Source organism: Streptomyces sp. NPDC107575 (genome assembly GCF_055657265.1).
In genome coordinates this window covers 1-24,882 of sequence record NZ_JBVKBG010000001.1, presented here as the reverse complement: position 1 = coordinate 24,882, position 24,882 = coordinate 1, and the positions used below count along the sequence as shown (strand labels likewise).

The 24,882-nt window shown below is 72.8% G+C and carries 25 protein-coding genes; 13 read left to right on the top strand and 12 right to left on the bottom strand.

The features are described 5' to 3' along the window. The first annotated feature begins 19 nt into the window (after positions 1–19). The 3 genes from ACZ7L4_RS00125 (at position 20) to ACZ7L4_RS00115 (ending at position 2,842) form a co-directional block, all read left to right on the top strand. Complete coding sequence (locus ACZ7L4_RS00125; protein ID WP_472098346.1) at positions 20–592, top strand: VOC family protein; 573 nt, start codon at positions 20–22, stop codon at positions 590–592. 4 nt (positions 593–596) lie between these two features. Next, a complete protein-coding gene (locus ACZ7L4_RS00120) occupies positions 597–2,099 on the top strand; it encodes a class I adenylate-forming enzyme family protein (protein ID WP_472098345.1) in 1,503 nt (500 codons plus the stop codon). Between the two features lie 77 nt (positions 2,100–2,176). Next, complete coding sequence (locus ACZ7L4_RS00115; protein ID WP_472098344.1) at positions 2,177–2,842, top strand: TetR/AcrR family transcriptional regulator; 666 nt, start codon at positions 2,177–2,179, stop codon at positions 2,840–2,842. Positions 2,843–2,886: 44 nt separating this feature from the next. On the opposite strand, the gene ACZ7L4_RS00110 is transcribed toward ACZ7L4_RS00115, so the two are convergent. Both ACZ7L4_RS00110 and ACZ7L4_RS00105 read right to left on the bottom strand, forming a co-directional pair. Further along, positions 2,887–3,738 carry a class II fructose-bisphosphate aldolase gene (locus ACZ7L4_RS00110; RefSeq protein ID WP_472098343.1) on the bottom strand — a complete coding sequence of 284 codons (852 nt, stop codon included), beginning with the start codon at positions 3,736–3,738 and terminating at the stop codon, positions 2,887–2,889. Between the two features lie 34 nt (positions 3,739–3,772). After that, positions 3,773–4,675, bottom strand: coding sequence for an SIS domain-containing protein (locus tag ACZ7L4_RS00105; protein ID WP_472098342.1), 903 nt, complete (start codon positions 4,673–4,675; stop codon positions 3,773–3,775). 157 nt (positions 4,676–4,832) lie between these two features. Here ACZ7L4_RS00105 and ACZ7L4_RS00100 point away from each other — a divergent pair, with 157 nt between their 5' ends. The 3 genes from ACZ7L4_RS00100 (at position 4,833) to ACZ7L4_RS00090 (ending at position 7,722) form a co-directional block, all read left to right on the top strand. After that, positions 4,833–5,612: a DeoR/GlpR family DNA-binding transcription regulator gene (locus ACZ7L4_RS00100; protein ID WP_472098341.1), complete on the top strand. Its 780-nt coding sequence runs from the start codon at positions 4,833–4,835 to the stop codon at positions 5,610–5,612. Positions 5,613–5,673: 61 nt separating this feature from the next. Continuing rightward, on the top strand, positions 5,674–6,897 hold the full coding sequence (locus tag ACZ7L4_RS00095; RefSeq protein WP_472098340.1) for an MFS transporter: 1,224 nt from the start codon (positions 5,674–5,676) through the stop codon (positions 6,895–6,897). A 78-nt stretch (positions 6,898–6,975) separates the two neighbouring features. Beyond that, complete coding sequence (locus ACZ7L4_RS00090) at positions 6,976–7,722, top strand: maleylpyruvate isomerase family mycothiol-dependent enzyme (protein WP_472098339.1); 747 nt, start codon at positions 6,976–6,978, stop codon at positions 7,720–7,722. A 2-nt stretch (positions 7,723–7,724) separates the two neighbouring features. Here the strand turns inward: ACZ7L4_RS00090 and ACZ7L4_RS00085 are convergent, their stop codons facing one another. Beyond that, complete coding sequence (locus tag ACZ7L4_RS00085) at positions 7,725–8,099, bottom strand: DUF6223 family protein (protein ID WP_472098338.1); 375 nt, start codon at positions 8,097–8,099, stop codon at positions 7,725–7,727. A gap of 222 nt (positions 8,100–8,321) precedes the next feature. Between ACZ7L4_RS00085 and ACZ7L4_RS00080 the strand changes: the two genes are divergently transcribed. Then, positions 8,322–9,452 (top strand): sensor histidine kinase, encoded by a 1,131-nt coding sequence (locus tag ACZ7L4_RS00080; protein ID WP_472098337.1) that lies wholly within the window; start codon positions 8,322–8,324, stop codon positions 9,450–9,452. Continuing rightward, positions 9,449–10,135 (top strand): response regulator, encoded by a 687-nt coding sequence (locus ACZ7L4_RS00075; protein ID WP_472098336.1) that lies wholly within the window; start codon positions 9,449–9,451, stop codon positions 10,133–10,135. The genes ACZ7L4_RS00080 and ACZ7L4_RS00075 overlap by 4 nt, the downstream gene beginning before the upstream one ends. A gap of 10 nt (positions 10,136–10,145) precedes the next feature. On the opposite strand, the gene ACZ7L4_RS00070 is transcribed toward ACZ7L4_RS00075, so the two are convergent. The 3 genes from ACZ7L4_RS00070 to ACZ7L4_RS00060 form a co-directional block, all read right to left on the bottom strand. Further along, entirely contained in the window at positions 10,146–10,811 is a 666-nt protein-coding gene (locus ACZ7L4_RS00070; RefSeq protein ID WP_472098335.1) for a response regulator transcription factor, read from the bottom strand. Then, on the bottom strand, positions 10,808–12,055 hold the full coding sequence (locus tag ACZ7L4_RS00065) for a sensor histidine kinase (protein WP_472098334.1): 1,248 nt from the start codon (positions 12,053–12,055) through the stop codon (positions 10,808–10,810). Before ACZ7L4_RS00065 ends, ACZ7L4_RS00070 begins: the two co-directional genes overlap by 4 nt. A 111-nt stretch (positions 12,056–12,166) precedes the next feature. After that, positions 12,167–12,892, bottom strand: a complete 726-nt coding sequence (locus tag ACZ7L4_RS00060; RefSeq protein ID WP_472098333.1) for a TetR/AcrR family transcriptional regulator — start codon at positions 12,890–12,892, stop codon at positions 12,167–12,169. A 145-nt stretch (positions 12,893–13,037) separates the two neighbouring features. Between ACZ7L4_RS00060 and ACZ7L4_RS00055 the strand changes: the two genes are divergently transcribed. Next, positions 13,038–13,490, top strand: coding sequence for a nitroreductase family deazaflavin-dependent oxidoreductase (locus tag ACZ7L4_RS00055; protein WP_450817756.1), 453 nt, complete (start codon positions 13,038–13,040; stop codon positions 13,488–13,490). 21 nt (positions 13,491–13,511) lie between these two features. On the opposite strand, the gene ACZ7L4_RS00050 is transcribed toward ACZ7L4_RS00055, so the two are convergent. Further along, on the bottom strand, positions 13,512–14,750 hold the full coding sequence (locus ACZ7L4_RS00050; protein WP_472098332.1) for a geranylgeranyl reductase family protein: 1,239 nt from the start codon (positions 14,748–14,750) through the stop codon (positions 13,512–13,514). 143 nt (positions 14,751–14,893) lie between these two features. Here ACZ7L4_RS00050 and ACZ7L4_RS00045 point away from each other — a divergent pair, with 143 nt between their 5' ends. Together ACZ7L4_RS00045 and ACZ7L4_RS00040 are read left to right on the top strand one after the other, a co-directional pair. Beyond that, positions 14,894–16,255, top strand: coding sequence for a M20/M25/M40 family metallo-hydrolase (locus ACZ7L4_RS00045; protein ID WP_472098331.1), 1,362 nt, complete (start codon positions 14,894–14,896; stop codon positions 16,253–16,255). Positions 16,256–16,329: 74 nt separating this feature from the next. Next, positions 16,330–17,085 (top strand): MBL fold metallo-hydrolase, encoded by a 756-nt coding sequence (locus ACZ7L4_RS00040; RefSeq protein WP_472098330.1) that lies wholly within the window; start codon positions 16,330–16,332, stop codon positions 17,083–17,085. On the opposite strand, the gene ACZ7L4_RS00035 is transcribed toward ACZ7L4_RS00040, so the two are convergent. After that, positions 17,055–18,050: an NUDIX domain-containing protein gene (locus ACZ7L4_RS00035; protein ID WP_472098329.1), complete on the bottom strand. Its 996-nt coding sequence runs from the start codon at positions 18,048–18,050 to the stop codon at positions 17,055–17,057. The two genes, ACZ7L4_RS00040 and ACZ7L4_RS00035, sit on opposite strands and share 31 nt — an antisense overlap. A gap of 633 nt (positions 18,051–18,683) precedes the next feature. On the opposite strand from ACZ7L4_RS00035, the gene ACZ7L4_RS00030 reads away from it, so the two are divergent. Then, positions 18,684–19,112, top strand: a complete 429-nt coding sequence (locus tag ACZ7L4_RS00030; RefSeq protein WP_472098328.1) for an STAS domain-containing protein — start codon at positions 18,684–18,686, stop codon at positions 19,110–19,112. Positions 19,113–19,131: 19 nt separating this feature from the next. Here ACZ7L4_RS00030 and ACZ7L4_RS00025 read toward each other — a convergent pair whose 3' ends face one another. After that, a complete protein-coding gene (locus ACZ7L4_RS00025) occupies positions 19,132–20,094 on the bottom strand; it encodes an ROK family protein (protein WP_472098327.1) in 963 nt (320 codons plus the stop codon). 105 nt (positions 20,095–20,199) lie between these two features. Here ACZ7L4_RS00025 and ACZ7L4_RS00020 point away from each other — a divergent pair, with 105 nt between their 5' ends. Next, positions 20,200–21,282 (top strand): LacI family DNA-binding transcriptional regulator, encoded by a 1,083-nt coding sequence (locus tag ACZ7L4_RS00020; protein ID WP_385764748.1) that lies wholly within the window; start codon positions 20,200–20,202, stop codon positions 21,280–21,282. A 798-nt stretch (positions 21,283–22,080) separates the two neighbouring features. Here ACZ7L4_RS00020 and ACZ7L4_RS00015 read toward each other — a convergent pair. The 3 genes from ACZ7L4_RS00015 to ACZ7L4_RS00005 all read right to left on the bottom strand — a co-directional run. Further along, a complete protein-coding gene (locus ACZ7L4_RS00015) occupies positions 22,081–23,379 on the bottom strand; it encodes a DUF6986 family protein (protein WP_472100311.1) in 1,299 nt (432 codons plus the stop codon). 180 nt (positions 23,380–23,559) lie between these two features. Then, positions 23,560–24,522 carry an electron transfer flavoprotein subunit alpha/FixB family protein gene (locus ACZ7L4_RS00010; RefSeq protein ID WP_472098326.1) on the bottom strand — a complete coding sequence of 321 codons (963 nt, stop codon included), beginning with the start codon at positions 24,520–24,522 and terminating at the stop codon, positions 23,560–23,562. A 60-nt stretch (positions 24,523–24,582) separates the two neighbouring features. Then, a partial coding sequence (locus tag ACZ7L4_RS00005) for an electron transfer flavoprotein subunit beta/FixA family protein (protein WP_472098325.1) occupies positions 24,583–24,882 on the bottom strand: 300 nt, incomplete at its 5' end.

Genomic DNA, 24,882 nt, shown 5'->3' with positions numbered 1-24,882 from the left:
ACGACAGGAGGTCCGGCACATGACATGGCGGAACCCGAAGTACGAGCTGGGCGGGGTCAACCATCTCGCCCTGGTGTGCGCGGACATGGAGCGCACGGTGGACTTCTACACACGCGTCCTCGGCATGCGTCTGATCAAGACGATCGAGTTCCCGGGCGGCGCCGGGCAGCACTTCTTCTTCGACATGGGCGGCGGCAACGCGCTGGCGTTCTTCTGGTTCGCCGACGCGCCCGACGCGGTGCCGGGGGTGTCCCGGCCGGTGACCGTGCCCGGCATCGGCGAGTGGACCTCGGCGGTCGGCACCATGAACCACGTCGCGATCAACGTGCCGGAGGAGCGGTTCCTGGAGTACCGCGCCAGGCTCAAGGAGGACGGCGTCCGGGTCAGCCCGGTCATCGACCACGACGACAGCGAGGACGGGTACGCCGAGAAGCTGCACGACGGCGTCTTCGTGCGGTCCTTCTACTTCCAGGACCCCGATGGCATCCTGCTCGAATTCGCCTGCTGGCGCCGGGAGATGGGCGCGCCGGGAGATGTCGCCCACACCCCGAAGATCGCGGCCGACCGGGTCTCCCCGGCCACCGCCGGCTGACGCCGTGCCGGCCTGGCAGCACGTTCTGGACTGGCGCGCCGCGCACGACGCCGACCGGCTCGCGCTCAGCGACGACCGGGGAGGCGAGCTCGGCTACGCGGACCTCACGGACGCGGTGGAGCGGGAGGCGGCGCGCCTCGCGGCGTCCGGGGTGACACCGGGCGACGTGGTCCCGCTGCTCGCGCACAACAGGGTGGAGTGGGGGGTCGCGCTCTTCGGCCTGCTGCGGGCCGGTGCGCTGCCCGCACCGGTGAACTGGCGGCTGGCGGCGCCCGAAGTCGCGGTCCTGCTCGGCATGATGAAACCCCGTCATGTCGTGGTGGACGAGGCGTGCGCCCCACTCATCGACTCCGTCGACGGGTTCGACGGCACCGTCCTCCCCCTCGTGCCCGACACCCCGGCCGCCTCGCCCGCCCCCGTCCGCCCGCACGAGCGCATGCGGGCCGACTCCCCCTGCGCGCTGCTGCACACCAGCGGCACGACGGGGCGGCCCAAACTGGTGCCGGTCACCCACGAGATGCTGATCTCGGCGGCCACCTTCATGTCCCTGGAGGTGCCGGAGGCCGTGCCGGGCGCCCGCCACCTGAGCGCGCTGCCGCTGTTCCACGTCGCGGGGCTCGTGAATCTGGGATACGCCCTGTTCACGGGCGGCCATCTGCATCTGCTGGACGGCTTCGCGGCGTCCCGGTTCGTGGACGAGCTGTCGGCCCGGCGCATCCAACTCACCCAGCTCGTACCGACGTTGGTGGACGCGGTGACGTCGGAGGTCGCCTCGCGCGGCACGCCGCCGGACCTGTCAGCGCTGGTCGAGATCGTCTACGGGGCGTCGGCCATCAGACCCGATGTGCTGGAGCGGGCCGTCACCACGCTGGGCTGCCGGTTCCGGCAGGCGTACGCGAGCACCGAAACGGGGCCGCTGCCGATCAGCTCGCTGACGCCCGCCGACCACGACGTGTCCCGCGGACGCCTCGCCACGGCGGGCCGCCCCTCGCTGGGCTGGGAGATACGCCTCGGCGAGCACGACGAGATCCAGGTGCGCGGCGCGGCCCCCTTCCCCGGCTACTGGAACGATCCTGAGGCCACCCGCCAAGTGCTCACCGCCGACGGCTTCTATCGCACGGGGGACATCGGCACGTTCGACGACGAGGGCTACCTCACGCTCGTCGACCGGCTCAAGGACATGATCGTGTCCGGCGGCGAGAACGTGTATCCGGCGGAGGTGGAGGCGGTGCTCGCGGCGCATCCCGCGGTGCGCGAGGTCGCGGTCATCGGCGTTCCGCACCCGCGCTGGGGCGAGACGGTGCACGCCGTCCTCGTCCCCGCCGACACGGAGCGGGAGTTCGCGCCCGAGCCGTTCCTCGGCTGGGCGCGGGAGCGGCTCGCCCACTTCAAGACACCCACCGGCATCACGGTGGCCGCACACCTGCCGCGCAACGCCACGGGAAAGGTGCTCAAGGGGCCCTTGCGCGAACCGTTCTGGGCCGGGCACGCCCGCCGGGTCTCGTAGCGCCCACGAAGACCCGTCGTCCCAGGTGCGGGGCAGGTCCGGATAGCATCGCGGCGTCGAGAGGGGGAGGCCGCAGCATGAGGAGACACACCGTCAGGCCCGCGCGCAAGGCGACGACCGCGGCCCGGCCGGGCGCCGAGCGGACGGCGAAGGCGACCCGGAAGGGCCGCGAGACCGACGAGGCGTTCCGCGCCGCCGCCCGGACCGTGTTCGCCAGGGACGGCTATCTCAACGCGCGGATCAGCGACATCGCGGCCGAGGCCGGCAAGTCGGTGGCGTCGTTCTACAACTACTACGACACCAAGGCCGACCTCCTCGCCGCGCTCGCCGAGGACTTCCACCGCGAGGCCTCCGAGCTCACGAAGCGGCCCTACCGCGCCGGCCTCGCACCCCAGGAGGCGCTGCGCGAGGCGGTGGCCGCGTTCTGGCACACGTACCGCAGGCACCGCGGCGAACTCGTCGGGGTGTTCCAGGCGTCCATGCTGGAGGAGGAGTTCCGCGACCGGTGGCTCGCGATCCGCGCCGGGGGCACGCGGATGATCGCGGCCGAGATCCGGCGGGCGCAGCAGGACGGGTACTGCCCCGGGGCCGACCCCGAGCTGACGGCGTCGGCCCTTTCGGCGATGCTGGAGCACTCCTGCTACATCTGGATGGGGCGCGGCGACGGCAGCGCGGTGGACGAGGAGCGCGCCATCGACGCGCTCGCGACGATCTGGGTCAAGTCCGTCTACTGGCGCCCGTAGAGCGTCCGAAACACCAAGGACCTCCGGAACACCGGCGACACCTCTCAGCCCCGCACCACCCCGATGAGCTCGCTCACGGTGCGCGCCATCGCCTCGCGCGCCACCCCGAGGTACTTGCGCGAGTCGACCGCCTCGGGGTGTGCGGTGAGGAACTCGCGGATCGCGGTGGTCATCGCGATGTTCAGGGCCGTGCCCACGTTGACCTTCGCGATGCCGCCGCGGACGGCCGCCGCCAGTTCGTCGTCGGGCACGCCGGACGAGCCGTGCAGCACCAGCGGCACGTCGAGCCCTTCGGCGAGCGCCTTCAGCAGGTCGTGGTCGAGCGTGGCCGTACGGGTCGTCATCGCGTGCGAGGAGCCGACCGCGACGGCGAGCGCGTCCACGCCCGTGTCGGTGACGTAGGCGCGGGCCTCCCCGGGATCGGTGCGGGCGCCGGGCGCGTGCGCGTCCAGCGGCGCCGCCCCGTCCTTGCCGCCGACCTGGCCCAGCTCGGCCTCCACCCACAGGCCGTTGGCGTGCCCCCAGTCGACGGCGGCGCGGGTCGCGGCGAGGTTCTCGTCGTAGGGCAGGCGCGCGGCGTCGTACATCACCGAGCCGAACCCGGCGTCGGCGGCCTGCCGCAGCAGGTCGTCGCTCTGTACGTGGTCCAGGTGCAGGCCGACGTCGACGCGCGCGGCATCGGCGGCGGCGACCGCGGCGCGCGCCAGCGGCAGGAGGCGGCCGTAGCGGTAGCGCACGGCGTTCTCGCTGATCTGGAGGATGACCGGGGCGTCGGCCGCCTCGGCGCCCGCGATGACCGCCTCGACGTGTTCGAGGGTGATCACGTTGAACGCGGCCACGGCGCCGCGCCGGTCCGCCGCCGCGCCCACGAGGGTTCCTGTTGCTGCGAGGGGCACGGCCCCTCCCTTCTCAAGAGCCTTGTTGGACGGGTCAGTTGGCGTCGAGGATCACCGAGCGGGTGAGGTGGCGGGGACGGTCCGGGTCGAGTTCGCGACGGGCGGCCACCGCGACCGCGAGGCGCTGGGCGCGGACCAGTTCGGCCAGCGGGTCGAGGCGGCCCTCGATCCAGAGCGCGCCCGTCGCGGCGACCTGCTCGGCCAGGCCTTCGGGGGCGTCGCCGAGCATCCACGTGGCGGTGCCGGAGGTGGTGACGCTGATGGGGCCGTGCCGGTACTCCATCGCCGGGTACGCCTCGGTCCAGGACAGGGACGCCTCGCGCATCTTCAGCGCCGCCTCGTTCGCGAGGCCGACCGTCCAGCCGCGGCCGAGGAAGGTGAACTGCTCGCAGTCCACGAGGCCTTCGGGCAGCGGCTCGGCGAGCGCGGTGCGCGCGTCGGCGACCGCCTGCTCGGAGTGCAGGCCGAGGTGTGCGCGCAGCAGCGTGAGGGCGGTGGTGGCGAAGCGGGTCTGGACGACGGACTGCTCGTCGGCGAAGTCGAGGACGACCAGATCGTCCGCGGCGTCCGCGATCGGCGTCGCCGGGTCGCCGGTGATCGCCGTGGTGCGGGACCTGCCGCGGTGGGCGGCGAGGAGGTCGAGGACCTCGGTGGTGGTGCCGGACCGGGTCAGCGCGATCACGTGGTCGTAGGTCCGGCCGGAGGGGAACTCCGACGCGGCGAAGGCGTCGGTCTCGCCCTGACCGGCCTGCTCGCGCAGGGCGGCGGCGGCCTGCGCCATGAACCAGGAGGTGCCGCAGCCGACGATCGCGACCCGCTCCCCCGCCGCGGGCAGCGCCGCCTTGTGCCTGGTGGCGAGCCCGGCGGCCCGCGTCCAGCACTCCGGCTGGCTCTTCAGTTCGTTTTCGACGTGGCTTTCCCTGTGGACGTTGCTCATGCCGTGCCCCCACTCCGCGGTTGGTCACGCCTCTGGGGGCGCGCTCAGTGAATGCGTGTTCCTGCAAGATATAGCCAGCTTTCGCGCACAATCAAGCATTAGTGCGCATGGCAGTTAAGGTCGTGCCACCGAACCGAACGAGGAGTTGGAGCCGCCGATGTCCCGCGACGCCCGCTGGAAGTCCCTCCTGGAACTGCTCGTCGAACGCGGGCGCCTGGACGTGGAGGACGCGGCGAGCGAACTCGGCGTCTCCGCCGCGACCATCCGCCGCGACTTCGACGGGCTCGCCGAGCAGCAGATGCTGGTGCGCACGCGCGGCGGCGCGGTCGTGCACGGGGTCAGCTACGAACTCCCGTTGCGCTACAAGTCCGCGCTCGGCGCCGCCGAGAAGCAGCGCATCGCCAAGGCGGTCGCGGAACTCCTCACGCCGGGCGAGGCGGTCGGCCTCACCGGCGGCACGACCACGACGGAGGTGGCGCGGGCGCTCGCCGTCCGGCCCGATCTCGCGTCCGGCACACCCGCGCTCACGATCGTCACGAACGCGCTCAACATCGCCAACGAGCTGGCGGTGCGGCCCCAGTTCAAGATCGTGCTCACCGGCGGGGTCGCGCGCCCGCAGTCGTACGAGTTGATCGGCCCGCTCGCCGACGGGGTGCTCGGTCAGGTCACGCTCGACACGGCGGTTCTCGGCGTCGTCGGCCTCGACGTCACGCACGGCGCGTCCGCGCACGACGAGGCGGAGGCGGCGATCAACCGGATGCTGTGCGAGCGGGCGGAGCGGGTGGTGGTCGCGGCCGACTCCAGCAAGCTGGGCCACCGGGCGTTCGCCCGGATCTGCGACGTGTCGCAGGTCGACGTCCTGGTCACGGACACGGCGGCGGACAAGGCGACCCTGGAGCGGTTCGAGGAGGCAGGGGTGCGGGTGCTCACCGTGTGACCTACACACACCTGTGGGCCACCCCTTGTTCGGCCGCGGAGTCGCGCTCTAATCTGACTTTGTGCCGCTACTAAACAAACTAGGGTCCGTCAGCGCCGACGACCCCCGCACCGCGTCCCTGGCCCGGCTGCGCCTGGCCATCACCGCGTTCTTCGCGCTCGACGGCTTCGTCTTCGCCGGGTGGGTGGTGCGGATCCCCGCCGTCAAGGAGCAGACCGGGGCGTCCGCGAGCGCGCTCGGTCTCGCGCTGCTCGGCGTCTCGGCCGGCGCCGTCATCACGATGATGCTGACCGGACGCCTGTGCCGGCGCTTCGGCTCGCACGCGGTGACCGTCGCCTGCGGCGTGCTGCTCCCGCTGACCGTGATCCTGCCGCCGCTCACGCACTCGCCGCTCGCGCTGGGCCTCGTCCTGCTCGCGTTCGGGGCGGCGTACGGCGGCATCAACGTGGCGATGAACAGCGCCGCCGTCGACCTGGTCGGCGCCCTCGGCAGGCCGATCATGCCCAGCTTCCACGCCGCGTTCAGCCTCGGCGGCATGGTCGGTTCGGGTCTCGGCGGACTGGTCGCGGCACATCTGTCGCCCACCAAGCACCTGATGGCGATCGCCGCGCTCGGCCTCGTCGTCACCGCGTGCGCCGCCCCGACCCTGCTGCGCCACCCGGCGCCGGGGCCGGTGGACCGTACGCCCGCGACCTCGGACCAGGACACCGGCGAGCGGACACGCCCCCGCATCGACGGCCGCACCCGCCTCCTCGTCCTCGTCTTCGGCCTCATCGCGCTCTGCACGGCGTACGGCGAGGGGGCGCTGGCCGACTGGAGCGCGCTGCACATGGAGCAGGACCTGCACGCCCACCCGGGCATCGCGGCCGCCAGCTACTCGTGCTTCGCGTTCGCCATGACGATCGGCCGGCTCACCGGTACCGCACTGCTCGAACGGCTCGGCAGGACCCGGACGCTGGTGGCCGGCGGACTGACCGGCGCGTTCGGCATGCTGCTCGGATCGCTGGCGCCCACGGTGTGGCTCGCGCTGCTCGGCTTCGCGATCACCGGGATCGGCCTCGCCAACCTCTTCCCCGTCGCGATCGAACGCGCGGGAGCGCTCGCCGGACCCACGGGCGTCGCGGCCGCGTCCACGCTCGGCTACGGCGGCATGCTGCTCGGCCCGCCCGCGATCGGCTTCATGGCGGACTGGTTCTCGCTGTCCGCGGCCCTGACGAGCGTGGCCCTGCTCGCCGCCGTGGCGGCCACGATCGGCTTCGCGACGCGCCGGGTGGCGACGACGTGAGCGCGTGATCACATGCCCCCGTGATCGCGTGATCAATTGACTTGCGTACACGGACACTTGAGGCGGCAGACTCTGCGTATGCAGATTGCCGAACACATTCGAATCGTGGACGCCGAAGGCCGGTTGCTGGCCGCGGCCGCCGAGGAGGCGGGCGTCGACGCCAAGGTGGCCACGTGCCCCGGCTGGCAGGTGCGCGATCTTCTGCGGCACCAGGGCGCGGTGCACCGCTGGGCGACCTCGTACGTGGCGGAGGGGCTCCAGGAGCGCCAACCTCTGGAGGACCGTTCCGACCTGGACGGCGAGGCCCTGCTCGACTGGTACCGCGAGGGCCACCGCCGGCTCGTCGACACCCTCACGGCCGCACGGCCCGACCTGGACTGCTGGTCCTTCCTCCCGGCCCCCTCTCCGTTGGCGTTCTGGGCGCGCCGCCAGGCGCACGAGACGGCCGTGCACCGCGTGGACGCGCAGTCGGCCGTGAACCGGGCCACCCACGAGGAACCCGACCCGATCACCCCGGAGTTCGCCGTCGACGGCATCGACGAGCTGCTCATCGGCTTCCACGCCCGCAAGCGCAGCCGGGTCCGCTCGGACGTGCCCCGGACCCTGCGCGTGCGCGCCACCGACGCCGGCGCGGACGCCGTGTGGACGGTGCGCATCACGCAGGACCCGCCGGCGGCCGAGCGCGGCGCCGTGGGCGAGGCGGAGTGCGAGCTGGCCGGTCCCGCGGCGCGTTTGTACCTGGCGCTGTGGAACCGGCTGCCGTTCCCCGAGGTGAGCGGGGACCCGGCGCTCGCCGCGTTCTGGCGGGAGCACTCGGGAGTCTGAGGTCACCGGACCGGCTGGTGCGGCGCTGCCCCGCCCCCGCGGGAGCGGCGCTGTGCCAGTCGTCCGACGACCGCCGCCGCCACACCGAGCACGAGGGCGATGCCGCCGCCGACGACCCCGTTGCCGGTACCGGGCCCGCCGTCGGCCAGCGTCAGGTTCAGCGCGCCGATCACCACTGCGACCAGTCCGGCCGCCTGCGCCACGACGGCGTACCTGCGGTCGGCGCGGGCGAGCGCCAGGCCCGCGAGGATCACGCCGACGAGTCCGAGCACCGCGGCGGACGTGGCCCACACGCGGTCGGCGGTGAGGGTGGTGGAGTCGACCTCGGCCGCCCGGACCGAGGCGAGCGCGGACCGCGCTGACATCAGGCCTGACATGGGATTCTCCTTCGTCATCGATGTGTTGCGAGTTGACGCTTCGAGCATGTCGCCGGTGCGCGGCGCCGTCGTCCGGCAGCCGCGGACTCTTCGGGCTGCGGCGACCGCCGCAGTCGGCTGCCGCGGGCGCGGTACATCCGCCCCTGCTGCCGCGGCGGCGGTAGCGGGCACATCGTCCGCGCGCAGGGTCCGTGCCCGGCGTCCTGCGGCTAGATTGCGCGCATGGGCACCGAACGGTTCGCTGTACGGGCGGGCGTCAGGGACGCGGTGATCGCCGGCTGCGTCGCGGCCATGCTGCTCGCCGCCGCGCTCTCCGGCGACCGGCCCGACTCCGGTCTCGAACTCCTGGGCTGCGCACTGCTGTTGACCGGCGGCCTCGCACTGTACGCGCGACGCCGGGCCCCCGTCGCCGTGCTCGCGACGACCGGCCTGACCGCGGTCGGCTACCAGGCGACCGGCGTCGACGTACCGGTCGTGGCCTATCTGTTCGCGGTGTACGCAGCGGTGCGCGAGGGCCACCGGACGAGCACGGCGGTGGCGTCCGTGGCCGTCATGGCCGCGCTCCCCCTCGCGTACTTGGTGTCACCGCACGGCACGTCGGTGGGGGACGCCTTCTCGCACTCGCGGGGCGCCCTCGAACTCGGCTGGCTGGTCGCGGCGGCCGCCGCGGGGGAAGCGCTGCGGCAGGCCGAGCGGCGGGCGGACGAGGCGGAGCGCACGCGGGAGGAGACCGCGCGTCGGCGCGCCGACGAGGAACGGCTGCGGATCGCGCGGGAGTTGCACGATTCGCTGACCCACCAGATCTCGATCGTGAAGCTGCAGGCCGAGGTCGCCGTCCACGTGGCGCTCAGGCGCGGCGAGCGGGTGCCGGAGCCGCTCCTGGCGATCCAGGAGGCGGGCCGCGAGGCGAGCCGGGAGCTGCGGGCGACCCTGGAGGCACTGCGGGACGACGACACACGTCCCCCGCACACCCTCGACGACATACCGGAGTTGGTGAAGCGGGCCGGGACCGGCGACCTGGAGACACGGCTTACGGTCCAGGGCCGCCGGCCGGAAGTGCCGGCCGCCGTCCAGCGCACCGCCTACCGCATCGTCCAGGAGGCACTGACGAACGTCGCCCGGCACGCCGCCGCCCGCACCGCCGAGGTCACCGTCGACCACCGCGCGGACACCCTCGTCCTGCGCGTCGACGACGACGGCCGGGCCTCCCCCGGCGCCGCCCCGCTGCCCGGCATCGGCCTGCTCGGCATGCGGGAACGGGTCACCGCACTCGGCGGCACCCTGCGGGCGGAGCCCCGCGCCGAGGGCGGTTTCCGAGTCCTGGCCGAACTGCCCGTGGAGCGCACACCTTGACCGAATCACCGGGCGGTCCGATCCGCGTCCTCCTCGTCGACGACCAGCCGCTCATCCGCAGCGGGTTCCGCGCGCTCCTCGACCTGGAGGACGACATCGAGGTGGTGGCCGAGGCCGCCGACGGCGCGGAGGGCCTGGCGCTCACCCGGCGGCACCTGCCCGACATCGTGCTCATCGACATCCGGATGCCGGTCGTCGACGGCATCGAGGCGACCCGCCGCATCGCCGCGGACCCGGCACTCGACCAGGTGCACGTCGTCGTCCTGACCAACTACGGCCTGGACGAGTACGTCTTCGACGCGCTGCGGGCCGGGGCCGCGGGCTTCCTGGTGAAGGACATCGTGCCGGAGGACCTCCTGCACGCGGTCCGGGTCGCGGCGCGCGGCGACGCGCTGCTCGCGCCCTCGATCACCCGCAAACTGATCGACCGGTACGTCACCCAGCCCCCGCACCCGGGCCTGGCGAAGGGTCTCGACGAGCTGACGAACCGTGAGCGCGAGGCCGTCGTCCTGGTCGCCCACGGGCTCTCCAACGACGAGGTCGCCGAGCGCATGGTGATCACACCGCTGACCGCGAAGACGCACATCAACCGGGCCATGTCCAAGCTCCGGGCCCGCGACCGCGCCCACCTCGTGGTGCTCGCCTACGAATCCGGTCTGGTGGCCCCGCGGAGCCCTTCGTGAGCCGCCGGGCTCAGCCCAGCCACCCCGGCCGCACGAGCCCCGACTCATAGGCGAGGACGACGAGTTGGGCCCGGTCGCGGGCGCCCAGTTTCACCATCGCGCGGCTCACATGGGTCTTCGCGGTGAGCGGGCTGACGACGAGGCGGCGGGCGATCTCCTCGTTGGACAGGCCGATGCCGACGAGCGCCATCACCTCGCGCTCCCGCTCGGTCAGTTCGGCGAGCGGCGCCGCGGCCGCCGGTTCCTTCGAGCGCGCCGCGAACTCGGCGATCAGGCGCCGGGTGACGCCCGGCGAGAGCAGCGCGTCGCCGTGCACCACGGCCCGGACGGCGCGCAGCAGTTCGTCCGGTTCGGTGTCCTTGACGAGGAACCCGGAGGCGCCCGAGCGGATGGCCTCGAAGACGTACTCGTCGAGTTCGAAGGTGGTGAGCATGACCACCTTCACCGCCTCCAGGTCCGCGTCCTCGCCGATCCTGCGGGTCGCCTCGAGGCCGTCGAGCAGCGGCATGCGGATGTCCATGAGCACGACGTCGGGACGCAGCTCGCGCACCAGGCGGACCGCTTCCTCGCCGTCCGCCGCCTCGCCCGCGACCTCGATGTCGCGCTGCGCGTCGAGCAGCGCCCTGAAACCGGCGCGGACGAGCGACTGATCGTCGGCGAGCAGTACGCGGATCACTTCGCGGCCTCCCGGTTCGTGGCGGTGAAGGGCAGCCGTGCGACCACCCGGAAGCCTCCGTCGGCGCGCGGGCCCGCCTCGATCGTGCCACCGAGGGCCGCGGCCCGCTCGCGCATTCCGGCGAGCCCGTTGCCGCTGCCGCCCGCGTCGGCGTGGGTCGCGGGTCCTTCGTCGTCGACGGTGAGTGTCATCGTGCCGTCCCCGTACGACAGTTGTACGCGCGCGTGGCGTGAGCCCGAGTGCCGGACGACGTTGGTGAGCGCCTCCTGCACGATGCGGAACGCGGCGAGGTCCGCGCCCGGCGGCAGCGCCGTCCGCCTCCCTTCGGTGGTGACGTCGACGGTGAGGCCGGCGCCCGCGGCCTGGTCGACGAGTTCCGGGAGGCGGTCGAGGCCGGGTGCGGGTGCGCGGGGCGCCTCGCCCGGTGTCCTGAGGGTGTCGAGGACCTGCCGCACCTCGCCCAGCGCCTCCTTGCTCGCGCTCTTGATGGTGGTGAGCGCGGTGCGCGCCTGTTCCGGGTCGGTGTCGAGCAGGGCGAGTCCGACGCCCGCCTGCACGTTGATCACGGAGATCGAGTGGGCGAGCACGTCGTGCAGTTCGCGGGCGATGCGCAGGCGTTCCTCGTCGGCCCGCCGCCTGGCCGCCTTCTCCCGCTCCACGCGCGCGTGCTCCCACTGTTCGCGCCGGACCCGCGCCAGTTCGGCGATCGCCATGACGGCGAGCACCCAGGCCGCGACGATGCCCTCCTGCGCCCACGGGGCGGGCCCGTCCCCCGACGGCGGCAGATACGCGTAGAGCCAGTGCCCGATGAGCAGATGCCCCGCCCAGAGCATCCCGGCGGCCGCCCACGCGGCCCATCTGCGCCCCGCCACGATCGCGGAGAAGCACGCGAGGGCGACGAGCAGGAACACCGGTCCGTACGGATATCCGGCGCCCAGGTACACGGTCACGCACGCCGTCGTGCCGAACGCGACGAGGACGGGATGGCGCTGCCGCCACAGGAGCAGGGCGCCCCCGGTGAGCATCAGCAGCCGCGCGAAGAGGTCCAGGTCGGCGCGCTCGCCCGCCTGCCCGTGCGCGGCGAAGTTCGTCCCCGCGAGCACGAACGCGGTGACGAGCAGCGTGGAGCGCCAGGGCCACCGCCGCTCGCCCTCGGCGGGCCCGCGTCCCCAGCGCTCGCGCAGCCCCGGTGGCCCGCCCCACTGCCGGGGCGGGCCACCGTCGCGTACGCGCTGCTCGTCCATGCCGCCACGCTAAGCGCCGGGGGCGTTCCCCGGCGTCCGCCGTGCGAGGTGATCACCCGTACTTCCGCGGGAGTACGACTGCGAGGCGGGGACGGCTACGGAGGGGTACGGCTACGCGGAGAGCCCGACGTCCCGGGCGAGCCGCGACACGGCGTGGTCGAAGAACGCCGAGCGGTCCTCGACGACGCGGTTGAACTGGCCGAACAGCTCGAAGCCGACGAGCCCGAACAGCTGCGCCCACGCGGCGACGAGTGCGGCGACCACCTCCGGCGGCAGATCCGGCGCGAGGTCCGCGGCCATCCGCCCGGCCTCGGCCCGCAGCCCTTCGGAGAGCGGGGGCGGCACCACGCCGCCGCCCTGGTGCGCGTCGCGGACGATCCCGATGAGCAGCTGTCCGACGCGCGCGGCGGCCTGGACCGTGCTGTCCGGCGCCGTGTAGCCGGGCACGGGCGATCCGTAGATGAGCGCGTACTCGTGCGGGTACGCCAGGGCCCAGTCCCGGACCGCCCCGCACACGGCGCTCCAGCGCTCGGTGGCCGACGACGTGCGGACGAAGCCGACGTCGGCGCGCTCGGCGGCCGCGCCCAGGGCGTCGTACGCGTCGATGATCAGCGCGGTCAGCAGATCGTCGCGGCTGGGGAAGTAGCGGTACAGGGCGGAGGAGACCATGCCGAGCTCGCGGGCCACGGCGCGCAGCGAGAGCTTGGCCGCGCCGCTCTCGGCGAGCTGTCTGCGCGCCTCGTCCTTGATCGCGGCGGTGACCTCCTGCCGGGCGCGGGCGCGGGCTCCTTGGGCGGCACTTGTGGCGCGTGGGGGTGTGCTGCGGCTCGTACTCATGGTTCGAGTCTTCCACGGGTGGGGAGCGGTGCACACATTGCGGTGCGCTGCTCAAAAAAGAGAGCACTGCTCTTGATGTGGATCACCAAAGCGGTGCACACTGCTCTCAAGCGAGAGCACCGCTCACACTTTCCAGGAGGACCCCATGTCCACGTCCACGCACGTCAAGAAGCCCGGCTGGTTCACCGTGAACGTCATGAACCGGGCCGTGGCGTGGATGACCCGGCGGGGTCTCAGCGTCTGGGGCTCCCGCGTCCTCGCCGTGCGGGGCCGCAAGAGCGGCGAGTGGCGCACCACGCCGGTCAACCTCATGACCGTGGACGGCCAGGACTACCTCGTGGCCCCGCGCGGCCACGTCCAGTGGACCCACAACATGCGCGCCGCGGGCGGCGGCGAACTGCGCCTGGGCAAGAAGGCCGACGCCTTCACCGCGACCGAGGTCGCGGACGACGACAAGCCGGCCCTCCTGCGCGCCTACCTCAAGCGCTGGAAGGCCGAGGTCGGGGTGTTCTTCAACGGGGTGGGGCCCGACTCCCCCGACGCCGAACTGCGCCGGATCGCGCCGGACCACCCGGTCTTCCGCATCACGTTCAAGTGACCGCCGGCGGTCGAGCGACCGTCAGCGGTCCAGCCGGGACAGCGCCCGCCCCGCCACCGGATGCGTCCGCACCAGCTCGCCCAGGGAGGACGAGCCCCGCGTGATCCTCGCGAACGCGTTCCACGCGGGGCGCAGCGAGGTGAGGGCCGCGTGCAGCAGCCCCGGCTTGCGCTCGAAGACCGACAGCATGCTCTTGCCGACGGACATCTCGACGCCGAGACCGGCCTTGACGGCGAACGCGTAGTTCAGCGCCTGACGCCGCGCGTCCACCGCGTCGCGCGCCTCCGAGACACGTACCGCCCACTCCCCCGCGAGCCGCCCCGAACGCAGCGCGAACGAGATGCCCTCCCGGGTCCACGGCTCCAGGAGCCCCGCCGCGTCGCCGCACACCAGGACCCGGCCGCGCGAGAGCGGCGAGTCGTCGGCGCGGCAGCGCGTCAGATGCCCGGACGAGATCGACGGTTCGAAGCCGGCGAGCCCGAGCCGCGCGATGAAGTCCTCCAAGTACCGCTTGGTGGCGGCCCCTTCGCCCTTCGCCGAGATCACGCCGACGGTGAGCGTGTCGCCCTTCGGGAACACCCAGCCGTAACTGCCGGGAATCGGCCCCCAGTCGATCAGGACCCGCCCCTGCCAGTCCTCGGCGACACTTCGCGGGACCGGGATCTCCGCCTCCAGGCCGAGGTCCACCTGGTCCATCTCCACGCCGACGTGCGCGCCGATCCGGCTCGCGCTGCCGTCGGCCCCGACCACGGCCCGCGCCAGGACCGTCTCGCCGCCCTGGAGTCCGACGGCGACGGTGCGCCGGTCGGGCACGGCACTGCCGTGCTGCTCGACGCTCGTCACCGTGACACCGGTGCGCAGCTCGGCGCCCGCCTTCTGCGCGTGCTCGACGAGCTGGGCGTCGAACTCGGGCCGGTTGATGAGCCCGAACAGCATCTTCTTGGAGCGCCGGGTGCGCGTGTACCGGCCGTTCAGGGAGAACGTCACCGCGTTGATCCGGTCCTTGAACGGCAGCACGAAGCCGGGCGGCAGCGCGTCCCGCGAAGGGCCGATGATGCCGCCGCCGCACGTCTTGTAGCGGGGCAGTTCGGCCTTCTCCAGGAGCAGCACCCGACGCCCCGCGCTCGCGGCCGCGTACGCGGCGGAGGCGCCGGCCGGGCCCGCGCCCACGACGACGACGTCCCACACGCTCCCGGAGGGCCCGCCGTCGCCCGTCTCGTTGCCGTCCGTGCCGTCCGTCGCCGGATTCTCGCTGCTCACGATGGTCTGCTGCTCCCGTTTCGGCCATCTTGGAATGCCTGCCGCACCTGTCCCAGGCATCCTACGGCGGGCGGTGCGCGAGCCCCCTGTGGGAGGATCTTTCGCACACCCTGCACAACGTCGCACCTACGAGGAGCGTGCCCATGTCGCCGCATCCGATTGCCGAGACCGTCGCCTCACTCATGCCGAAGGCGAAGGCGGAGCTGACCGAACTGGTCGCCTTCAAGTCGGTGGCGGACTTCGAGCAGTACCCGAAGAGCGAGAGCGAGGGCGCCGCCAACTGGGTCGCCGACGCGCTGCGCACCGAGGGTTTCCAGGATGTCGCGCTGCTCGACACCCCGGACGGCACGCAGTCGGTGTACGGATTCCTGCCGGGCCCCGCGGGCGCGCCGACGGTGCTGCTGTACGCGCACTACGACGTGCAGCCGACGCTGGACGAGGCGGCGTGGGTGACGCCCCCGTTCGAGCTCACCGAGCGGGAGGACGGCCGCTGGTACGGGCGCGGCTCGGCCGACTGCAAGGGCGGCGTGCTCCTGCACCTCCTCGCGATCCGCGCGCTGAAGGCGAACGGCGGCGTCCCGGTCAACGTCAAGGTGATCGCGGAGGGTTCCGAGGAGCAGGGCACGGGCGGCCTGGAGCGCTACGCCGAGCAGCATCCGGAGCTGCTGACCGCCGACACGATCGTGATCGGCGACGCGGGCAACTTCCGCGTCGGCCTGCCCACCGCGACGGCGACGCTGCGCGGCATGACGCTGGTCCGCGTCGAGATGGCCACCCTCGAAGGCAACCTGCACTCCGGCCAGTTCGGCGGCGCCGCCCCGGACGCGCTGGGCGCCCTGATCCGCGTCCTGGACTCGCTGCGCGCCGAGGACGGTTCGACGACCGTCGACGGTCTCGACTCCGCCGAGTCCTGGGACGGCCTGCAGTACGACGAGGACGCGTTCCGGGGCGACGCGAAGGTGCTCGACGGAGTCGAGCTGATCGGCTCCGGCACGGTCGCCGACCGCATCTGGGCGCGCCCCGCCGTCACCGTCCTCGGGATCGACTGCCCGCCCGTCGTCGGCGCCACGCCGTCCGTGCAGGCGGGCGCCCGCGCACTGATCAGCCTGCGCGTTCCGCCGGGCACCGACGCCTCGGAGGCCACGAAGCTCCTGATGGCGCACATCGAGGCGCACACCCCGTGGGGCGCCCGGGTGAAGGTCGAACAGGTCGGCCAGGGCCAGCCGTTCCGCGCGAACACCGCGAGCCCGGCGTACGCGGCGATGGCCGACGCCATGAAGCAGGCGTACGACGGCCAGGAGATGAGCTACGCGGGCCAGGGCGGCTCCATCCCGCTGTGCAACACGCTCGCCTCGCTCTACCCGGAGGCGGAGATCCTCCTCATCGGCCTGAGCGAGCCGGAGGCCCAGATCCACGCGGTCAACGAGTCGGTGTCCCCCGAGGAGCTGGAGCGCCTCTCGGTGGCGGAGGCCCTCTTCCTGCAGAAGTACGCGACCGCCAGCTGACGCCGCTCCAGGGCGAATCTGCTCTGGGCCAAGACGTACGACGCCGTGCCCGCGCCCCTCGTACGGTCGCGGGCATGACGACCTACGCACCCACCGAGGTCTTCGACCTCACGCCCCGGCTGCGCATGCTGCGCTTCCCGGTGGGCCAGGCCTATCTCTGGCGCGACGGCGACGAACTGACCCTCGTCGACGCGGGCGCGCCCGGCGCGGCGGAGCCGATCGCGGACGCCGTACGGGACTGGGGGCACGACCCCGGCGACGTACGGCGGATCGTGCTCACGCACTTCCACGAGGACCATGCGGGCGGCGCCGGGGAGTTCGCGCGGCTGAGCGGGGCCGAGGTGTCCGCGCACCGGCTTGACGCGCCGTTCATACAGGGCGAGCGAACCGGCCCGGGGCCCGTGTACGAGGACTGGGAACGCCCGCTCCACGCGCAGGCGCTCGCCCTGCTCCCGCCGCCGCCCGCCGAACCCGTGCTCCCTTACTACGTAAGGGAGTTGGACGACGGTGACGCGCTCGACTTCGGGGACGGGGCGCGCGTGATCGGGGCACCGGGGCACACCGACGGCTCGATCGGGATCCATCTCCCGGCGCACGGCGTGCTGTTCACGGGCGACGCGATCGCGGTGTCACCGCTCGACGGGCAGGTGGTCCTCGGCGTGTTCAACCTGGACAAGGCGCGGGCCGTCGACTCGTACCGGCGGCTCGCCGCGCTCGACAGCGACGTGGCGTGCTTCGGGCACGGCGATCCGGTGGTGGGCGGGGCGGGCGCGAAGCTGCAGGCGGCGGTGGCGCACGCTCATCCCACCGGGACACCGGCCTCCAGGTAGTGGGCGGCGCCGCGTTCGCGCGCCCTGAGGGCCCAGCGCAGCCGCTCGAAGCGCACGGGCGGCAGCAGCACGGCCGCCTCGCTCTCCGTCACGAAGCGCCAGGCGCGCAGTTCGGGCCCCGGCAGCAGCACTTCACGGGCCCGCGCGCCCACGAGGCGGCCGCCGTCGAAGAGGAGGCGCAGACCGCCGTAGCCGGGCGGCACGGGTGACTCCCAGTCGACGACCAGGAGCCGCGGCACGTCGTCGAGTTGGATGCCCGTCTCCTCCGCCACCTCGCGCACGCCCGCGCGCGCGGGCGCCTCGCCCGCCTCGACGACGCCGCCGGGGAACTCCCAGCCCGGCTTGTACGTGGGGTCGACGAGCAGCACCCGGTCCTCGTCGTCGAAGAGCAGCACGCCCGCGGCGACCGTCTCGGCGGTCGGCTCGGGCGTCTGCACGATGTCGCAGGACGGCGCGTCCCCGGTGCGCAGGGCGGCGGCGATCCGCAACGCGGTCTCGTACGGGGACAGGGCGCCGTTGTCGACGGGGTAGGCGTCGGCGGTGAGCCAGCCGGCGAGCGCGGCCCGGTAGGGCTCGATGTCGGCGGGGGCCTCACCGGCGGGGTCACGGGCGCGCAGGATCGTTTCCCCTGGAGCAAGGAGCACATGACACACGGGAATCCGTCGGGCCGCGAGCCCACCGAAGACCTCGTCGCGGTACTCCTCGCGCAGCAGCCCCATCGGCACCACGAGCACCCCGCCCAGTTCGGCGAGGAGCGCCGCGGCCGTGTCGACGACGAGGCGCCGCCAGATCGGCAGGTCCTGATGGTCGCTCACCTCGGCGAGCCGCTTCGCGGGCAGCAGCCGCTCCAGTTCGCCGTCGATCACCTCGGGGTCGAAGAGTGTGCTGTCGGGGATCAGGTCGATCAACTCCCGCGCCGCGGTGGTCTTGCCCGCGCGGGACGCCCCGTTGATCCAGACGATCACGGTTCCCCCTCATCCATCGGCCCCCTGTGGCTTGCCCGCAACACCCTGCCACGGAAACCAGCCGCTGATGAGGGGATCGATGTACACGCCAGCGGCCTCGCGGACCGCCGTGGGGTCCCGCGTACGGCGCCCGCCCACCGCCCAGGGAAGTCGCGGCAGGCGGGCTCTCCGTACCAGGCGGTCGCACGCCATGACACCGCCCGTGCGACCCCGGGTATCGGGGGGAGCCCCGGAGCCGCGCGCGGGAGACCTGCGGGCCGGACGACGCCGACCGCTGCCCGACGGTCGACGACCGGCCCTGATCATGGCCTCCCGCACTTTCTTCGGGACAGTCAAGCGCGACGGACCGCAGGATGGCACCGTGTGTGCACACCCGGTGACGGTGCGGAGTTCACACGGGGTGTGCACCGAACACACGGGTAGCACACAGGGCTGAACTCCCCTGGACGTCAAGCGATTTCGGGGATATTCACCCCTTCAAGTGACGTAAGCCGCTTGGGAATCGTTACGCCACCACAACGTGGGAATCCTGCGGCTAGCGTGATCGATCAGGCACCCAGGACCCCGGTGACCTCGTTCCGCCCGCCCGGTACCGCTTGCGGACCCGGCCGGGCACATGACCCGGGGGGCCACATGCTACAGAGCGGGCATCAGGACTGCGCTTTCGGCGTTTTCGGAGCCATCGACATCACGTCCGCACCCGAGGACGACGTTCCCGCACCCATAGTGCGCACCGTCGGCGACTGCGTCGTGGTCGAACTCGTCGGCGAGATCGACATCCTGACGTTCCACCGGATCTCGCCGATCCTCAACTCGGTGGCCGCGGGGCCCTATCGCGTAGTGGTCGTCGACCTGACCGGCACCACGTTCTTCGACTGCTCGGGCCTCAGACTCCTGGAGCGTGCCGCGCACAGGGCCGCCGAGCACGACGGCCGCCTCACCGTGGTCTGCCGCCACCGCCTCACGCTCCGCCTGATCTCGCTGGGCGGTCTGGACGGGCTGCTGGCGCCGGCCTGGACGGTGGGCGAGGCGGTCCGCAGGGACCGCCAACTGCCCGGATAGCGGCCGAAGTCGCGACGCCTCAAACCGCTTGTCGGCGCACCCCGTTGACACCCGGGCCCACGCGCAGCGCAGCTGCCGCCGCGCCCACGAGACCGGCGTCCGTGCCCGTCGAGGCCGGGACCACCGTGAGGCCCTGTACGAAGGAGAGCGTGGCGTAGTCGCGCAGCGCGCGGCGCAGTGGTGTGAACAGGAGTTCGCCGGACTTCGCCACGCCGCCGCCGATCACCGCGATGTCGATCTCGACGAGCGTCGCCGTGGCCGCGATGCCCGCCGCGAGGGCCTGTGCCGCGCGTTCGAAGGAGGCGATCGCCACCGGGTCACCGGCGCGGGCCGCCCGGGCCACCGCGACGGCCGTGGTGTCGCCGTCGGGCCCCGGCTGCCAGCCCTCGGCGAGGGCGCGGCGGGCGATGTTGGGGCCACTGGCGATGCGCTCGACACAGCCGCGCGCGCCGCACGGGCAGGGGTCGCCGTCGAGGTCGACGCTGATGTGGCCGATGTGCCCCGCGTTGCCCGTCGGGCCGGGGTGCAGCTCGCCGCCCAGGATCAGCCCACCGCCGACGCCGGTCGACACGACCATGCACAGCGCGTTGTCGTGCCCCTGGGCCGCGCCCTGCCAGTGCTCGGCGGCCGTGATGGCCACGCCGTCGCCGATCAGCTCGACGGGCAGCTCGCCCGTCTCGGCGCGCACCCGGTCGACCAGCGGGAAGCCGCGCCAGCCCGGCACGTTGACCGGACTGACCGTGCCCCGCGAGCGGTCCACGGGTCCGGCGCTGCCGATGCCCACGGCGCGCACCCGGGGCCACGCGGCGTCGGCCGTCAGCTCGCGGAGCACCTCCGCCACCGCGCCCATCACCGTGTCGCCGTCCTCCTGCGCGGGGGTCGGGCGCTGCGCTCGGACGATGAGGTGGCCCCGGTCGTCCACAAGGGCACCGGCGATCTTGGTGCCGCCGATGTCGAGCGCGGCGACGAGGTCCATGTGCATCAGTGTCAGTTCCCCCGGAACGGCAGGTCGGATGGGCGGTTGCGAGTCGGCAACCGATCAGTGGTGGACAGTCTCTCCCGCATCTGACAACGTTGTCCAGGCCCTATGCTCGACGCCACACGCCGGGACGACAGGACAGGACAGCGCACAGTGGACCGTACCGCCCGCCGCACCGAGAACCGCTACGGCAACCGACCGACGATGAAGGACGTCGCCGCGCGGGCCGGGGTCGGCCTGAAGACGGTCTCCCGCGTCGTCAACGCGGAGCCGGGTGTCACCGAGGACACCGAGCGTCGCGTACAGGAGGCGATCGCCGCGCTCGGCTTCCGGCGCAACGACAGCGCGCGCGTCCTGCGCAAGGGCCGTACGGCCAGCATCGGACTCGTCCTGGAGGATCTGGCCGACCCGTTCTACGGACCGCTCAGCCGCGCCGTCGAGGAGGTCGCCCGGGCGCACGGCGCGCTGCTGATCAACGGGTCGAGCGCCGAGGACCCGGAGCGGGAGCAGGAGCTGGTGCTCGCGCTGTGCGCGCGGCGCGTGGACGGGCTCGTCGTGATCCCCGCGGGCTCCGACCACCAGTACCTGGCGCCGGAGATCGCCGCCGGTGTCGCGACCGTCTTCGTGGACCGGCCCGCCGGGAAGATCGACGCGGACGTGGTGCTGTCGGACAACTTCGGCGGCGCGCGCGACGGCGTCGCCCATCTCATCGCCCGGGGCCACCGTCGGATCGGCTTCATCGGCGATCAGCCCCGCATCCACACGGCGGTCGAGCGTGTGCGCGGGTACCGGGCGGCCATGGAGGAGGCCGGGCTCGCCGTCGACGACCGGTGGGTGTCGCTCGGCGTCACCGAGCCCGAGCGGGTGCGGCGCGCGGCGGAGGAGATGCTCACGGGGCCCGATCCGGTCACGGCGATCTTCTCGGGCAACAACCGCGTGACGGTCACGGCCGTCCGGGTCCTGTCCGAACTCGAGCGCCCCGTGGCCCTGGTCGGCTTCGACGACATCGAGCTGGGCGACCTGCTGAAGCCGGGTGTGACGGTGGTGTCCCAGGACGCGGCTCAGCTGGGCCGCACGGCGGCGGACCGGCTCTTCCTGCAGTTGGACGGCGCGGCGCTGCCGCCGGAGCGCATAGAGCTGCCGACGCGGCTGATCCAGCGGGGGTCCGGGGAGCTTCCTCCGGCGGACTGAACGGGTGGGGTCGGCCGGTGTCCCTGCCTGCGGCACCGGCGTTGACGCCTCGGGGCTCCACCCCGGCCCCCGCTGCTCAATCGCCGCAGGGGCTTGAAATACGTGGCCTTCCGCCGGGACGCCGCGAGGGCGTGGTGTCCGGCCCTGGGGCTCGGACAGCCACCGCTCGGACGCGGCAAAGGATTGATGGCCCGCTCCTGGCGCCCGAAGACCGGAGGAGCTTGGTTGCTCGGGGCCTGACGCCCGAAGACTGCAAGGGCTCGGTGGCCAGGTCCCGTCGACGGAACACCACAAGGGCTCGATGGCCAGGCCCCGTCGACGGAACACCACAAGGGCTCGACGGCCAGGCCCCCGCCAGAACAACACAGAGACTCGGATGGCCGGGCCCACACCAGAACACCACAGAGGCTCGATGGGGCGGGGTTCGCCGGCCGAAGGTCGCAGAGGCTCGATAGGCCAGGCCCCACCGTCCGAAGGGCACAGAAGCCCGATAGGGCGGAGCCCGCCGGCCGAAGGGCACAGAATCTCGATAGGCCAGACCCCACCGGCCGACGGGCACAGAGACTCGATAGGCCAGACCCCACCGGCCGAAGGGCACAGAGACTCGATAGGCCAGACCCCACCGGCCGACGGGCACAGAGACTCGATGGGTTGGGCCCCACCAGCCGAAGGGCGCAGGGGGTCGGGTTACCCGGAGTGTCGGTCGAAGGCCGCAGACGGCTGGAGTACCCCCGGAGGGAAAACGCACCGCTGCCCTCCCCCGGCCGTCCCCGGGGAAAGGCAGCGACGGACTGGGGCCTATTCGGCCGTGGCCGTCAGGTCGCCGCGGCGCGGGGCCGAGTAGCCCTCCAGGTCGGCGCGGGTGAGGCCGGAGAGGCGGGCGACCTCGGCGGTGTCGAGGGCGCCGCAGTCGAGGCCGCGCAGCAGGTAGCCGGCGAGGGCCTTCGCGGTGGCGGGCTCGTCGGCGATGTCGCCCTCGGCCTGCCGGGCGTAGGCGGCCAGGCGCGCGGCGGCGGCCTCGAAGCCCTCGCGGTAGAAGGCGAAGACGGCGGCGTAGCGCGTCGGGATGTGGCCCGGGTGCATGTCCCAGCCCTGGTAGTAGGCGCGGGCCAGCGCACGCCGGGTGAGGCCGAAGTGCAGGCGCCAGGCGTCGTGGACCTTGGCGGTGGAGCCGACGGGCAGGACGTTCGTCGAGCCGTCCGAGACGCGCACGCCCGTGCCCGCGGCGGCGACCTGCATGACCGCCTTCGCGTAGTCGGCGGCCGGGTGGTCGCTGGCCTGGTACGCGGCGGAGACGCCGAGGCAGGCGCTGTAGTCGAAGGTGCCGTAGTGCAGGCCGGTCGCGCGGCCCTCCGCCGCCTCGATCATGCGGGCGACCGTGGCGGTGCCGTCGCCGCCGAGGATCGACTGGCTGGTCTCGATCTGGATCTCGAAGCCGATCCGGCCCGGCTCCAGGCCGTGCTGCTTCTCGAAGGCCTCCAGGATCCGCACCATGGCGGTGACCTGCTCCGGGTACGTCACCTTGGGGAGAGTGAGGACAAGGCCCTCGGGGAGGCCGCCGTGCTCCATGAGGCCCGTGAGGAAGATGTCGAGCGTGCGGATGGCGCGGTCGCGGACCGCCTCCTCCATGCACTTCATGCGGATGCCCATGTACGGAGCGGCCGTGCCGTTCGCGTACGCCTCGGCGATGACGCGGGCGGCGCGCGCGGCCGTCTCGTCCTCGTCGGCGTCGGACTCGGGCCGGTAGCCGTCCTCGAAGTCGACGCGCAGATCCTCGACGGGCTCGCGCTCCAGCTTCGCGCGTACGCGGGTGTAGACGGGCTCGGCGAGCTCCTCGCTCAGGCCGAGGGCGGCGGCGAAGGAGGCGGCGTCCGGGGCGTGCTCGTCGAGCTGCGCGAGCGCCTTGTCGCCCCAGGTGCGGATGGTGTCGGCGTTGAACGCGTCACCGGGGACGTAGACCGTGTGGACGGGCTGACGGGTGCCGGGGTCTCCCGGGTAGCGGCGGGCGAGCTCCGCGTCGACCGGGGCGAGTGAGGCGCTGATGCTCTCGCTGACCGCGCCCGCGAGGCTCGTCGACACCTTCTCCTGCTGACCCATTCCTGCACTCTCCATATGCTCGATGTTTCCACTTCACGGAATCAACAATCCGTATAGCGAAGTTAACCGTCGGCGTGATCGGCGTCAATGGGTGTTTTTCGAGACCCGTACATCGTCCCGGTACGCGGACGGGGCCGCGCGGTGCGAACACCACGCGGCCCCGTCGACCTCGGAACTGTCTCAGCCCTTGCGGGTCTTGACCTCTTCGGTCAGGGCGGGGACGACGTCGAAGAGGTCGCCGACGACGCCGTAGTCGACGAGGTCGAAGATCGGCGCCTCGGCGTCCTTGTTGATCGCGACGATCGTCTTCGAGGTCTGCATGCCCGCCCGGTGCTGGATCGCGCCGGAGATGCCGGAGGCGATGTACAGCTGCGGGGAGACACTCTTGCCGGTCTGGCCGACCTGGTTGGAGTGCGGGTACCAGCCCGCGTCCACCGCGGCACGCGAGGCGCCCACGGCCGCGCCCAGGGAGTCGGCGAGCGCCTCGATGATCGAGAAGTTCTCGGCGCCGTTGACGCCGCGGCCGCCGGAGACCACGATCGCGGCCTCGGTCAGGTCCGGACGGCCCGTCGACTCGCGCGGCGTGCGCGAGGTGACCTTGGTGCCGGTGGCGCCGTCCGAGAACGACACCGCAAGCGCCTCGACGGCACCGGCGGCGGGGGCCGGCTCGACGGGCGCGGAGTTGGGCTTGACGGTGATGACCGGCGTGCCCGTGCTCACGGTCGACTTGGTGGTGTAGGAGGCGGCGAACACCGACTGGGTGGCCACCGGGGCGCCGTCACCGGCCTCCAGGTCGACGGCGTCGGTGATGATGCCGGACTTGATGCGCAGCGCGAGACGGGCGGCGATCTCCTTGCCCTCCGCCGACGACGGCACCAGCACGGCGGCCGGGGACACCTGCTCGTAGGCGGCCTGCAGCGCGTCCACCTTGGGCACGACCAGGTAGTCGGCGTACTCGGCGGCCTCGTGCGTGAGGACCTTCACGGCGCCGTGCTCGGCGAGCGCAGCCTGCGTGTCGGCGGCGCCGTTGCCGAGCGCGACGGCGACCGGGTCACCGATGCGGCGGGCCAGCGTCAGCAGCTCCAGGGTGGGCTTGCGGACGGCACCGTCCACGTGGTCGACAAAGACCAGAACTTCAGCCATGGGACTTCAATCTCCTGCAATCACAAAGAACTTGGGCGACGGAACGGGTGGGCTCGAAGCTCAGATGAACTTCTGGCCCGCGAGGAACTCGGCGAGCTGCTTGCCGCCCTCGCCCTCGTCCTTGACGATCGTGCCCGCGGTGCGCGCCGGACGCTCGTCCGCGGAGGCGACCTTCGTCCAGGCACCCTCCAGGCCCACCTCCTCGGCCTCGATGTCGAGGTCCTCCAGGTCCCACGCCTCGACCGGCTTCTTCTTCGCCGCCATGATCCCCTTGAACGAGGGGTAGCGGGCCTCACCCGACTGGTCCGTCACCGACACCACGGCCGGAAGCTGGGCCTCGAGCTGCTCGGAGGCGGTGTC